Origin of the sequence: Halococcus qingdaonensis, assembly GCF_024508235.1 — an archaeon.
Taxonomy (GTDB): Archaea; Halobacteriota; Halobacteria; order Halobacteriales; family Halococcaceae; genus Halococcus; species Halococcus qingdaonensis.
The window spans coordinates 625,033-637,424 of record NZ_CP101943.1; the positions used below are offsets into that span (position 1 = coordinate 625,033).

General features: G+C 64.8%; 16 protein-coding genes and 1 riboswitch. Of the genes, 9 read left to right on the top strand and 7 right to left on the bottom strand.

Annotated elements, in window-relative coordinates:
- The first annotated feature begins 16 nt into the window (after window positions 1–16).
- Complete coding sequence (locus NO363_RS03355) at window positions 17–760, top strand: GNAT family N-acetyltransferase (protein WP_256686894.1); 744 nt, start codon at window positions 17–19, stop codon at window positions 758–760.
- On the opposite strand, the gene NO363_RS03360 is transcribed toward NO363_RS03355, so the two are convergent.
- On the bottom strand, window positions 761–925 hold the full coding sequence (locus tag NO363_RS03360) for a DUF8014 family protein (RefSeq protein ID WP_244700858.1): 165 nt from the start codon (window positions 923–925) through the stop codon (window positions 761–763).
- Between the two features lie 139 nt (window positions 926–1,064).
- The gene (locus NO363_RS03365; RefSeq protein ID WP_256686896.1) at window positions 1,065–1,547 is read right to left on the bottom strand and encodes a DUF456 domain-containing protein; all 483 of its coding nucleotides are present in this window, start codon (window positions 1,545–1,547) and stop codon (window positions 1,065–1,067) included.
- Between the two features lie 45 nt (window positions 1,548–1,592).
- A riboswitch (Fluoride riboswitch) is annotated at window positions 1,593–1,660 on the top strand.
- A gap of 5 nt (window positions 1,661–1,665) precedes the next feature.
- Here NO363_RS03365 and NO363_RS03370 point away from each other — a divergent pair.
- Window positions 1,666–2,055 (top strand): CrcB family protein, encoded by a 390-nt coding sequence (locus tag NO363_RS03370; protein ID WP_256686897.1) that lies wholly within the window; start codon window positions 1,666–1,668, stop codon window positions 2,053–2,055.
- Window positions 2,052–2,411, top strand: coding sequence for a fluoride efflux transporter CrcB (gene crcB, locus NO363_RS03375; protein WP_256686898.1), 360 nt, complete (start codon window positions 2,052–2,054; stop codon window positions 2,409–2,411). Before NO363_RS03370 ends, crcB begins: the two co-directional genes overlap by 4 nt.
- 5 nt (window positions 2,412–2,416) lie before the next feature.
- Here the strand turns inward: crcB and tmcA are convergent, their stop codons facing one another.
- Entirely contained in the window at window positions 2,417–4,657 is a 2,241-nt protein-coding gene (gene tmcA / locus NO363_RS03380; RefSeq protein WP_256686899.1) for a tRNA(Met) cytidine acetyltransferase TmcA, read from the bottom strand.
- A 94-nt stretch (window positions 4,658–4,751) separates the two neighbouring features.
- On the opposite strand from tmcA, the gene NO363_RS03385 reads away from it, so the two are divergent.
- A complete protein-coding gene (locus NO363_RS03385) occupies window positions 4,752–5,078 on the top strand; it encodes a hypothetical protein (RefSeq protein WP_256686900.1) in 327 nt (108 codons plus the stop codon).
- Window positions 5,079–5,144: 66 nt separating this feature from the next.
- Here NO363_RS03385 and NO363_RS03390 read toward each other — a convergent pair whose 3' ends face one another.
- Together NO363_RS03390 and NO363_RS03395 are read right to left on the bottom strand one after the other, a co-directional pair.
- On the bottom strand, window positions 5,145–5,579 hold the full coding sequence (locus tag NO363_RS03390) for a hypothetical protein (RefSeq protein ID WP_256686901.1): 435 nt from the start codon (window positions 5,577–5,579) through the stop codon (window positions 5,145–5,147).
- 52 nt (window positions 5,580–5,631) lie between these two features.
- Entirely contained in the window at window positions 5,632–6,045 is a 414-nt protein-coding gene (locus NO363_RS03395) for a hypothetical protein (protein ID WP_256686902.1), read from the bottom strand.
- 254 nt (window positions 6,046–6,299) lie between these two features.
- On the opposite strand from NO363_RS03395, the gene rpl7ae reads away from it, so the two are divergent.
- The 4 genes from rpl7ae to ndk are packed head-to-tail and all read left to right on the top strand — an operon-like array spanning window position 6,300 to window position 7,897.
- On the top strand, window positions 6,300–6,662 hold the full coding sequence (gene rpl7ae / locus NO363_RS03400; protein ID WP_256686903.1) for a 50S ribosomal protein L7Ae: 363 nt from the start codon (window positions 6,300–6,302) through the stop codon (window positions 6,660–6,662).
- A 4-nt stretch (window positions 6,663–6,666) separates the two neighbouring features.
- Window positions 6,667–6,885, top strand: coding sequence for a 30S ribosomal protein S28e (locus NO363_RS03405; protein ID WP_004054950.1), 219 nt, complete (start codon window positions 6,667–6,669; stop codon window positions 6,883–6,885).
- Entirely contained in the window at window positions 6,885–7,433 is a 549-nt protein-coding gene (locus NO363_RS03410) for a 50S ribosomal protein L24e (protein ID WP_256686904.1), read from the top strand. Before NO363_RS03405 ends, NO363_RS03410 begins: the two co-directional genes overlap by 1 nt.
- Entirely contained in the window at window positions 7,430–7,897 is a 468-nt protein-coding gene (gene ndk, locus NO363_RS03415) for a nucleoside-diphosphate kinase (RefSeq protein ID WP_256686905.1), read from the top strand. The genes NO363_RS03410 and ndk overlap by 4 nt, the downstream gene beginning before the upstream one ends.
- Window positions 7,898–7,954: 57 nt before the next feature.
- On the opposite strand, the gene NO363_RS03420 is transcribed toward ndk, so the two are convergent.
- Window positions 7,955–9,160, bottom strand: coding sequence for an MFS transporter (locus NO363_RS03420; RefSeq protein WP_256686906.1), 1,206 nt, complete (start codon window positions 9,158–9,160; stop codon window positions 7,955–7,957).
- A gap of 252 nt (window positions 9,161–9,412) precedes the next feature.
- Between NO363_RS03420 and paaK the strand changes: the two genes are divergently transcribed.
- A complete protein-coding gene (paaK, locus tag NO363_RS03425; protein ID WP_370525580.1) occupies window positions 9,413–10,717 on the top strand; it encodes a phenylacetate--CoA ligase PaaK in 1,305 nt (434 codons plus the stop codon).
- A gap of 954 nt (window positions 10,718–11,671) precedes the next feature.
- Here paaK and NO363_RS03430 read toward each other — a convergent pair.
- Complete coding sequence (locus NO363_RS03430; protein ID WP_256687923.1) at window positions 11,672–12,310, bottom strand: helix-turn-helix domain-containing protein; 639 nt, start codon at window positions 12,308–12,310, stop codon at window positions 11,672–11,674.
- Between the last annotated feature and the right edge of the window lie 82 nt (window positions 12,311–12,392).

Sequence of the window (12,392 nt, forward strand, 5' to 3'; positions counted from 1 at the left end):
TGTGCTAACTACGAGCATGCAAGTGTCGGAAACGGTTGATTTCAGCCACGAAGACAGGAAGAGCATCTACGAATATATCGAGGATAGCGACGACCCCGTCGCCGCCGGCGATGTCCGCGAGTCGCTCAGGCTCGATCCGGGCGGCTTTCGTCACCACGTCGCCATCCTGAAGCGTGACGGGCTCGTCACCGAGGTGGGGAACGAGCTCCGGGCGACGTTCGAGGGCAGCGACGAGACCGACGAGGAGCAGTTCGACGCCGGAGGCCTGACGTTCACCATCCGGCCGGCGATCGAGACCGATCGCTCCGGGCTGGTAGGGGTCATCCGACAGGTCGCCGGCGGCAAGACCTACACCGTCGCCGAGAGCGTCGCCGATATCATCGATCACGAGGAGACGGTCGTCCAGCAGAGTCCCGTGCGCTCGCGGATGTTCTTCGTCGCCACCGTCAACGACGAGGTGGTGGGCTGGATCCATCTCGAATCGCCCGAACTGGAGAAGCTCTCGCACACGGCCGAGCTCACTCTCGGCGTTCTGGAGGAGTATCAGGGCCACGGCATCGGCGGCCACCTGCTCGATCGCGGGCTCGACTGGGCCGACGAGAAGGGCTACGAGAAGCTCTACAACTCGATCCCCTCGACCAACGAGGAGGCGGTCGAGTTCTTCGAGGCACACGGTGGAGAGGTCGAGGCCGTCCGCGAGAACCACTACACGTACGACGGTGAGTACATCGACGAGGTGATGCTCGCGCTCGAACCCTGATCACTGCCAGTTCTCGCCCGCACCCTCCAGCGGTTCGGCGACGACACCCTCCTGCTGCACGAGCGCGCGACCGTGCGCCGTGCAGACCTCGCGGTTCGCGGCCCACGGGACGTGGAGTCGTACCGCTGCCGGCCGGTCGCAGCCCTCCTCGGCACACGCGGCCATACTCGTCGTTCGACACGAGTGTATACAACGGTTGTCCTCATACTGTCGGACAGATCTGATCCGGGACCCGTGACGCGAAAATCAGCCCGTTGCAGTGAATTCTCGGAATCGAATGTGCACGTACTTCTGTCCGACAATATCAGAGGAGGATGACGGCCACGAGCGCGACGAGCATCGTCACCGTCACGAGCAGCTGGACGACCGTCGAGGCGAGCACCCCGATGGCGGCGTAGAGCGCCGCGCGCAGGCTGCGTTCGGGGTCGCGGTGGCGATAGAACTCGACGGTGAACACGGTGCCGGCGACGCCGAGGACGATGCCGAGCGGCCCGACGACGAAGAAGAGGGCGATACCGACGACCGCCGCGAGCGTCGTCGTGACTATCGACGCGCCGCCGGCGCGCGCCGACACCGCCCCACCGAAGTAGTCCGCGACGAGCGCGAGCACGCCCACCACGGTCAGCGCGGCGAGCAACAGCGGCCCGGGCTCGGTGTAACCGCTCGCCCACCAGTAGAGGTAGACACCGACGAGCGAACTCAGCGTGCCCGGCACCAGCGGCACGACGCTGCCGACGACGCCGACGACGAGCAGCGCGAACGAACCGACGACGAGCCAGTCGACCATGCGCCACGTGCGATCCCGGCGGTTATATACGGACGGACCGAATGCCGCCCATCGGGCGATGGGGTCCGCCTGCCACAACCGCTGGGCATCCAGCTGATGACTCCTCCCGGAGATTGCCATGTCGGGACCCCATCCACTTCGCACGTTCGAAACGATTGCCCTGATCGCCATCGGCGGGTTCGCCGGTGCGAACCTCCGCTTTCTCGTCGCACGACTCCTCCCGGGAGCGGGCGGGACGCTCCTCGTCAACGTCGTCGGCAGTTTCGTGCTTGGCTTCGTACTCTACGAGGCGCGCTATACGGGAGTCCTCACCGAGCGGGCACGGCTGGTCCTCGCGACCGGCTTCCTCTCCTCGTTGACGACCTACAGCACCTTCGCGCTCCAGACGACGCTGCTCGCCCGCCCGGTGTGGATGGTCGCGAACGTGCTCGCGACCTACGCGCTCGGGTTCGGTAGCGTGCTCGTGGGACGGGCGTTCGCCCGCCGGATCGGTGGAGGCGATCGATGACCGCGATCGATCCGGCCCATCTCGTCGGCACGGGTGGTGCGCTCGGTGCGCTCGCCCGGGTGTACGTGAGCCAGCGTTTCGAGGGCGAGTACCCGGTCGGTACGCTCGTCGTCAACGTTCTCGGCAGCCTCGTGCTCGGACTGGTGACGTTCGCGGGTGCGGGCGAGACGATCGTTCTCCTGGTCGGTACGGGCGCGTGTGGCTCCTTCACGACCTTCTCGTCGTTCTCGTTCGAGACCGTACGTTTGATTGAGGAGGGTGAAATCGGGCGGGCAGCGGTCAACGGACTCGCGAACCTCGTCGGATCGCTCGCGGCGATCGGGCTCGCGTGGCTCGTCGTTCGCGCGGTCGGCTGATGGACTCAGTCCAGGTATCGGTCGCGCTCGTCGTGTGCCGCACGGTTCCCGTACCGATCGACGAGCGGTTTGTAGGCGTCGCCGAGCGCGCGCATGCACGCGCCGGTCGAGACGTAGTCGAGCGCGTCGGCCACGTTCTTGGTCGAGCGGGTCTGCAACACGCGCATGACGAGCAGGCGTTCCTCGCGCGCCGAGAGATCGCCGCCCGTATCTGTGAGGTGGCGCAGCGCGAGCGCGCGGAAGACGTGTGGATGGATCTCGGCGAGCCCGGGGCCGTAGGCGGCGCTGGCGGCGACGCGCCACTCGTGGTCGGAGAGATCGACCTCGGCAGTGATATGGGTCGCCCCGAGCACGGCCCGAACCACGTCGGGATCGAGCGTAGCGAGCGCGTCGGACAGCGTCGCGCCGATCCGTTCGACGAACCGCCGCACGTGGCGATCGCGGAGTTCACGGCCGGCATCCGACAGCGGCGCGAGCATCAGCGCGGAGTGTTCGCCGCTGCGTTCGTTCCGTGTGGTCGCGAGATAGACGGTCGAAAAGCCGTTTCGTCGCCAGAAATCGACGAGTTCGGGCGTCGAACCGTAGCCGACGCCGAGCCAGTCGGTCGTTGCGTTCGCCCGTATCTCGTTGAGCAGTCGCGAGCCGAGCCCGCGCGAGCGGGCCGCCGGATGGGTGGCGATGCGGAGTACGCGCTGGCCGGTCGGCACGCCTGCTCGCTCGTCGCGGAGCTGGCTCGTCAGCACGTCCGGGAGGAGATGGCCCTTGAGACGGCTCCCCTCGTACACCTCGCGACGCAGATCCTCTGGAAGGCCGCCCTCGCGGGCGAGCAGCGCGACCGAGACGACGTGGCCCTCGTGGAGTAGTACCTGAACAGAGACGTTCGGCGCGTCGAGCAGGCGCGCGAGATCGTTCGGCTCCGTGCGGTAGTGGGCGGCGACGAGCAGCCCGAACGCCTCGCGCAGGCGGTGTTCGTCGGCGAGCAATTCCTCGGCGTCCATTCGTGCGTAATCGACGGTTTCGGGCGTCGCTTCCTTGACCAGCGGCGCGACGGGTGGGCGTGCGTCGAGCAACAGCGCACGGAACGCCCACACCTCGACCGGATCGCCGGCGGCGTATCGGATGGGATCGTCGAGACGCTGCTCGTGCACGGTGAACGCGCTGTCGTCGAGGCGGTCGCGAAAGCGTACCGAGAACCCGCGACCGGCTCCCTCGTAGCCATGGACGGTCGTGACGAACGCGACCGCTGGCGCGGCGAGAAATTCGGTCAGTCGGTCGACCGGGAGCGCGGCGGCCTCGTCGACCACGAGCAGGTCCGCCCGTTCGGCCTGCTCGGTCGCCACCGCGGGCTTCGCGAACCGCACCTCCCCTCCCCCCACTGCGTCGAGTCGATGTGGAGGTTCGTCCCGATCCACGTCGGCGAGCGCGTCGAGCGTCGCGAGAAGCTCACGCGCGCGCTCGAAAATCGGCGCGGCGCTGCGGTAGGCGGAGGCGGTCACGAGGACGTCCTTCCCGTCGGCCGCCAGCGCACCGGCGGCCAGCCCGGCGGCGCTCGATTTTCCTCGCCCACGATCGGCCTCGACAACGAGTGCCCCGCTCGGCTCACGAAGGTCCTCGAAGGCGTGGATGGCCGCTGTCTGATCGGGAGTCAGACAGGCCTCGTAGGCCGCTCGCGGAAATCCGTGCTCGTCCGGCGGAGCGGGTGCGGACCGCTGTTCGTGCGGCGGTGGATCGATCAGGCCATCGCACTCGATGGTCCCGGAATCGACGTTTGCGATGGCGATGCCCCGATGCGCCCGGAGTGTGTCGACCAGTCGTCGGCGGAAGTTCCCCGCCACCGATGCGGGTTCGTTGGGTGGCACGGCGAGCGTCGCGTCGAAGCCGTCCCGGCGATCAGGCCACGAATCGAGCGACGGCACGAGCAGAACGAGAAGCCCACCGCCGTCGACCGCGCCCACCGTGCGTCCGATCGCGTTCGGCCGACACTCGTCGTGGCAGTCGAGCACGACCGCCCCGCGGGTTCGCCCAAGGAGTTCGTCGGCGTGTTTCGACGTGATTCGCTCGCAGTCGAGGTCGTCACCGCTCTCACCGGCGACGAGCGTGGTCGCTGCTCGCGAAATCCCGGCCGCGTCGAGCGCTTCGCGTGCTTCGGCATAGCAGTCCTCGCGCTCACCCGTGAGTACCAGCACGCGGCGCTCGTTCGCCCGGCGGGCCTCCGCGCCGAGTACGGCCGCGAGGTCGGCGATCATATCGATCCACCGACACGGGGCGGCATGGGCGCGTCGGTTCGCTGCCCCGTTCGGACCCACAAAACTTAGTCCGTGCGTCACGAACGCCGAGTGGATGGACGAGCGCGGCGACTCCACGTCGGCGTTCGAGCAGCTCCGCGAGCATTTCGGCGACGAATCGGATTCGGCATCGGCGGACGATACCGACGAACCGACGTGGAAACGGTTCACCTCGCTGCTCCAGATCGTACTCCTCCTCGTCGCGGCCTTCGGTGGTGTCATTCTGAACGTCGCCTCGACGGCCATCGACCAGGCCACGAGCGTCGCCCGCGCGAGCGGTCCCGCGCTGGCCGAAACCCTCTGGCCGATCCTGCTCGGAGTCACGGCGCTCGCGGTAGTGATCTGTCTGGTTGTCGTCGGGCTCTCAGTGCGGAACGTCTGAGTCGATTTTTCGAGACCTATTGCGATCGCTCCCGCTCGCTGCTGATGCTGCTGTGTTCGACGATGACTACACCGACCCGTGTGCTCTCGCGTGTGAATGCACCACGCTGATATCGACGAGATGATTGGTGAGGGTTGCGCCGAAGAGGGCCGCCTCAAGCAACAGCGACGAGATTCCAACGGTCACTGTGAGATAGAGCACGCCGATAACCGCTATCGCAGCGACGAGGACGAACGCGACTTTCCGACCGAGCGATGCGTTCCGGTACCACCGATCCGCACGTCGCCCCGTTTCCGTTCGTCGATGCCAGTGCCCGAAGCCGACGCCGACGAGCATTCCGACGACGAGCGCGAGTAAAAAGGCCGACAGTCGGATGTCGTCGCCGACGTACTCGAACACGAAAAAGATCGCCCAGAACGCCCAGAGGAGGACGAACCCGACGACCAGTATCGGCCCCTGTTCGAAGAGATGATCGGGGAGATCGTTCGTTCGAGTAGTCATAGATACGCTATAGTGGGTGGTGATAAAAACCCATACCGATCGGTCGTGTGGCTCATTCCGATCTGGTGTGCTTCGTGACGAACGTCAACTGCTGGTAGCCGACGATCGCGCTGATCCAGAGCACGAGCAACACCACGAGTGATACGTTTATGACCGACAGACCGTAGGCCAGAGCGGCCAACGGGACCAACAGCGCGATACTGACGGCGAACTGTTGGCCGAGCGGTGCGTCGTCGTAGAGCCGTTTCGCCATCCGACCACGTTCGGTTCGCGTCGTCCATGCGACAACCACACCACCGAGCAGGAAACCACCGACCAGCAGGAGCAGGTAAAATGACAATCCGAACGCATCCCCGACGAACTCGTTGGCGGTCAGGACTGCCCAGACCGCCCAGAGGACGACGAAGAAACTGTGTCGGACGGCACCGTCCCCGAACGTGGACGATCCGCTGGATCGGGTTGCCATTGCTATATTATCGTGCAAACTGGTTGCGGCAAAAACTTTGTGTGAAATCGTCCGTGCGCTCGCCTCGCACGGCGTGCGTGCTTTGAAAGCGCTTTTATGCAGGGCTACGCTACCGCTGGCTACAGCCTGTACGGGGTTGTGAAGCTCCCAGCCTCAGGGATTCGGTCGCCGCCGAGAACCCCTCGGCGAGCAGTCAAAAGCGAGGCTTTTGACATGGCGGGGGAGACAGAACTCGCGTACAGGAGGACCACACAATGTCAGTTTATGTCACCTATGACGTTCCGGCGGACCTCGAAGACGACGCCATCGAGGCGCTCGAGGTCGCTCGGGACACCGGCACGGTAAAGAAAGGAACCAACGAGACGACCAAGGCGGTCGAGCGCGGCAACGCCGAGCTCGTCTACATCGCCGAGGACGTCAGCCCGGAAGAAATCGTGATGCATCTGCCCGAACTCGCCGACGAGAAGGAGATCCCCTTCGTCTTCGTCGAGACTCAGGACGACGTCGGCCACGCGGCAGGCCTCGAAGTCGGCTCGGCCGCCGCGGCCATCGTCGACGCCGGCGACGCCGACGAGGACGTCGAGGACATCACCACCACCGTCGAGGACCTCCGATAGGACGATGAGCGCCGAAGGAACTGACTCCACGCCCGCCGAGGTCATCGAGGTCGTCGGCAAGACCGGGATGCACGGCGAGGCGATGCAGGTCAACTGTCGGATCCAGGAAGGCGAGAACAGAGGACGGATCATCACGCGTAACTGCCTCGGTCCGGTCCGCGAGGGCGACGTGCTCCAGCTCAGGGAGACCGCCCGCGAGGCCGACTCGATAGGGGGTCGCTGATGGTCGACACGCGGTCGTGCGACTACTGCGGCTCGGAGATCGAACCCGGCACGGGAACGATGTTCGTCCGCGTCGACGGCGAGGTCATCCACTACTGCTCGTCGAAGTGCGAGAACAACGCCGATCTCGGTCGTGCTGCCCGTGATCTCGAATGGACCGCCGAGGGCCGGCGCAGCGGCGACAGTCAGGCGGGGACGCCCGACGAGGTCGAACAGGTCGCCGCCGACCCGCCGAGCGAAGGCGACGACACCGTCGCCGACGAGATGGACACCGTTCCGGGCGAGAGCGAGGCCGAAGCGGTCGCCGCGGCAGCTGGCGACGCCGGCTCGCGCTCGGGAGAACCCGCAGGCGTGACCGACGAGCGCGTCGATGACGACACCGCGGCCGACACCGACGAACTCGACGAGGTCGAGGGCCGGAGCGCCGGCGGTTCGGACCCCGACATCGAAGAGGACCAGGACACGGCCGATGTCGACGAGAGCGAGGCCGAGGCGAACGTCGGCGATGAGACGGTCCGCGAGACCGACGACGGCGAGGACGACCAGTGAGTAATCACGACGAACGAACCTTCGTGATGGCCAAACCCGACGCCGTCCAGCGGGGGCTGATCGGCGAGATCGTCTCCCGGCTCGAGGGCAAGGGGCTGAAACTCGTCGCGGGCAAGTTCATGCGGATCGACGAGGAACTCGCCCACGAACACTACGGCGAACACGAGGGCAAGCCGTTCTTCGACGGGCTCGTCGAGTTCATCACCTCTGGGCCCGTTTTCGCGATGGTCTGGGAAGGCGACGACGCCACCCGGCAGGTCCGCCGGCTGATGGGCGCGACCGACGCGCGCGAGGCAGCTCCCGGAACGATCCGGGGCGACCTCGGCAACGATCTCGGCCACAACCTGATCCACGGCTCGGATCACGAGGACGAGGGTGCGAACGAGCGTGAGATCGACCTCTTCTTCGACGACGAGGAGCTCCTCGACTGGGACCGTGACGCGTCGGCCTGGGTCTACGAGTAACGCGACCCGTCGAATTCGCTTTTTACGATTGCGGAAGGACAGTCGTTTTCGGACGCTCTAGATGCTCGTCGTTCGTTCGCCACCGAACAGTGCGAGGTAGCCGATGCCGGCGACGCCGACGACGAAGGCGGTCACGCCAGCGATGAGCAGCGTCTCGCTGTAGCCGACGATCGAGGCGACGGAGACGAACAGCGGCGGGCCGACGGTCGTGCCCAACTGGAGGATGCTCGTTCGGATGCTCATGATCCCACCGCGGAAGGCGTCCGGCGTGAGCGCGTTCAGCGCCGTGTCGGTGATCGGTTCGGCGAACCCCTGGCCGAAGCCGAACAGGAAGAGCGCGCCGGCGAGCACGAGGATGGAGTCGGTGAGTGCGGCGACGCTGAGGCCGACTCCGTAGGTGAGAAAGCCGAGAGCGATGAGCCGTAGCGGCGAGAAATAGCCGAGCAGGCGCGAGGACTGTGAGGAAGTCACCCCCATCGCCACCGCCGGCAGCCCGAGGAGGAGCCCGATCACGCCCGAGGAGAGCCCGTAGGAGTCGTCGAGCACGAACGGGATGACCGTGAGCTGTGCGCCGTAGAGGATGACGAAGATACCGAAGATCGCCGTGTAGAGCACGAGTGCCGTCCGGGTCGGGATCGCCCGTGCCGCCTCGACGAAGTAGGAGAGCCCGCCGGATTCCGACTCACCCTTGGGGTCGGGCAGGATCGCCGAGCCGGCGACTGCGACGAGGACGGCCAGCGCGAAGCAGATGAACGGGACGGTCCACGAAATGAGCGCGAGCCCGCCGCCGATCAGGGGGTAGCCGGCCGCACCGATCGCGAGGATCGCGGCGTTCAGCCCGATGAACCGGCTGCGCTGCTCGCCGGTGAAGATGTCGCCGAGCAGGGTGACGGTGAGGCTCATGATGGCGCTGCCGGCGGTGCCCTGGACGACCCGGAGGGCGAGGACGGTCGTGAAGTCGCCGACGAAGACGACCGCGAACCCGCTGATCCCGAACAGGAACAGCGAGGGGACGAGCACGCGCTTGCGCCCGATCCGGTCGGAGACGAGTCCCACGAAGGGCGTGAGGACGATGCCGGGGAAGGTGAACGCCGAGATGAGCAGGCTCGCCTGGCTTGTCGAGACGTTCCACGCCGCCTGGATCGTCGGGAGCGCCGGGCTGATGAGCGAGACACCCATCACGCTGACGAGCGTGCTCGCGAAGATGACGAGCACCGTCGGCGACCGATCGGTTCCGAGTCGCGTCGATAGCAGCTCTCTCATGGTGGTCACTCGCGCGGCGCTCAGCCATAGCAAACGGACCCACCACGGATCGGGAGTTCGACGAATCGCTGCGTGCGTCGCGCGTTGTGCGCCGTTCGCCCACGTAGCGTTTGAAACTTGCGCACCGCGGTCGACAGTGATAAACCCGCCCCATGTGCGGGGAAATCTATATCCGCTCACGCCGACACCGATTGGTGTGTTATTTCCTGTCATAGAGAAAGGGGCGACCGCACATAACGGGCGAACGTGGCGATGGACGGTCGATCGGCGATGACGGTGCCCATCGAACCCGAGCTAAGTCGTGCGGAACTCGTCGACCGACAGGACGAACGCCTCGTCGAGACCGTCGCGAACGCCTACGAGAACGTCCCGTTCTACCGCGATCGACTCGACGAACACGGAATTTCGCCCGACGACATCGACGGCATCGACGATATCGGAAAACTACCGGTGACGACCAAGACAGCCTTTCGTGAGGAGTACCCAGACGGGCTGTTCGCGGTCGACGACGATGAGATCAACCGGATCCACGCCTCGTCGGGGACGACCGGAAAGCCGAAGATCGTCGGCTACACCGACGGGGATCTGGAGCGCTGGGCGGCGGTCGTGGCACGATCGCTCGCTGCCGCCGGGGTCGAACCGGGTGATACGGTACAGAACGCCTACGGCTACGGCCTCTTCACCGGCGGTCTCGGCCTCCACGACGGTATCGAGCGCCTCGGCGCGACGGTCGTCCCGATGGGCGGCGGGGATACGGCCCGTCAGCTCACGATGGCTCAGGACCTCGGGAGCGACGCGCTCGCGTGCACGCCCTCGTACTGTCTCTATCTCGCCGACTGCGCCGCGGAGCGCGGTCTCGACCCGCGCGATCTGCCCTTCGAGACCGTGGTCATCGGCGCGGAACCGTTCACCGATCCGATGCGTGAGGAGATCGAGGCGGCTCTCGACGTCACCGCGATCGACATCTACGGGCTCTCGGAGATCGTCGGTCCGGGCGTGGCGATCGAGTGTGCCGAGGCACAGAACGGTCTGCACGTCTGGGAGGACCAGTTCTATCCGGAGATCGTCGATCCCGACACCGGCGAGACCCTCCCGCCGGGCGAGACGGGCGAACTGGTGTTGACGACGCTCACGAAGGAGGCGCAGCCGATACTCCGCTATCGCACGGGCGACATCACGCGGCTCTACGAGGACGAGTGCGATTGTGGCCGCGTCGAACGGCGGATGGGCAACGTCACCGGTCGGACCGACGACCTGCTCATCGTTCGCGGCGTCAACGTCTACGCGAGCCAGATCGAGGCAGTCATGGTCGGCATCGACGAGGTGGCACCCCACTACCGAATCGATCTCCGTCGTGAGGACAGCCTCGACACGATGGCGATCACCGTCGAACCACACGAGCGCTCCACGACCACCCCGGTGGAGCTCCGTGCGACGATCGAGGAGCGACTCGGCGAGGAGCTCGACGTCTCGCCCGACGACATCGACGTGGTCGAACCCGGGACGATCGAGCGCACCGAGGTCGGCAAGGTGAAGCGGGTGTTCGATCACCGGTAGTCCGCCGGTCAGCGGCAGTTCGCCGTCTATCAATATAAAAATTAGCTGAAATCTTCGCACTTTCCAATTTCACGGATTGGCTATCTGTTGAAATTGGCGTGCGAGATAGAGGGCGCGTATTTTGCACATCGGCTCGCCAGCGGTATGCTCATCAGGTGACTCATCGCCCAATCGTCAACATATTTTTAATTCCCCCCCCCCTGACGGTCGCACGTTTGTCAGATCAGCCGACAATAGCACCAATTGAGAAAAGTATCCAGCCAACTCCGACCCCGACGACCGCTCCCCACCACGGAAATCCCTCAACGAAATACTCCGCGAAAGCCGTGCCGCCACCTCTTCCAGAAAGAAAAAACATCATCGTCAATATACCAACAAACATCAGGGATTTGCCAATAGCTCCGGTTATATCGGGACGCATATTAGTCAGTTAGAGTCCGTGCTCACAGTATTTTTACGGTACTTCGGCCAAATCACTAGAACCACAACGAGAATAAGACCCATCAGAACACCTTGCAATCTACTTGAAATGTCGCGTAGGAGTATCGGTGACAGAACGAACAAAAAAAGCACCTCAAAGACGACAGTGAGAGCAAGCGTTTCGAGAAACCGACGAACTGCGCCTTTTTCATATAGCATTAAAACCAGGTCGATTCTTAGCCGATAAATAGCTGTTGGCAAAAAACTCCGACGATACTCATCATTAGATTCGGATGACCTCACATATCTCACAACCATTCGCCAAAACATCTCTTCGGTGGTGATCGCAAGATTCTCACGGCTCACAGGGGCTGGAGGGCTGGCAGGATAATACTCACGAGCATCAACAAGAGGGTAAAAGATAGCCACAGAGGTTAATGTGAGATACACCCTCTGTATCTTGCACGCCGTTTCTGGCAGTTTACGAGGGAGATTGCTATGAGAGGTATGAGGACTTCTGCTAAACACTATAGTTCAGGCGAACAGCTGCGAGAACAGCGCGTGCTGGCCGCGATGGAGGCGCTCGATGAAGGCCGATTTACTGATCCCGATATCGTCGGCGACCTCCGCGGCGGTCGCACCCCGCGGAACGGTGAAGTAGCCACGCTCGACGGCCGCCCTGAGCGCCTCCTCCTGTCTGGGAGTCACGTTCCAGCGCGTCGCGATCGCCCCCTCGTCGTCGGCCTGGAGCGGGTAGGCACGTTCGAGCGCGACGCCGACGGTCTCACCGGCGGTGTTCAGCACGCCCCTGAGGACGTCGTGTCCGACGACTGCACCGGTGACGGTCGCACTGCCCTCGCGATAGCGCAGCGATTCGACGATGAGGCCCGCGCTCACGAGGTCGTGGACCACACAGGGCTGTTTCGAGAGACAGCGACCGTTCTGTCGCCCGTCGACCCTGGCGAGGTGGAGATAGCGGATGCGCTCGTCGCCGTCGAGCGCCGTCGCGAATTCGGGCGATTCGGGGGCGGTGAAGCTCAGCAGGGCGTTGCCGTCGGCGCGCAGCTGTGGCGGCTGGGCGTCGATCTCGATGCCCGCCGCCCGCGTGGCGTCGGCCAGCGGGCAGTCGTCGTCACGCACGCGGAACTCGACGACGAGACACTCGTCGATCACGACCGTCGTCACCGCCGCACACGTATAAACCCCGCCTATAGACGTGTGAAGGTCTATGATGATAGAACGACGATGTGGATGT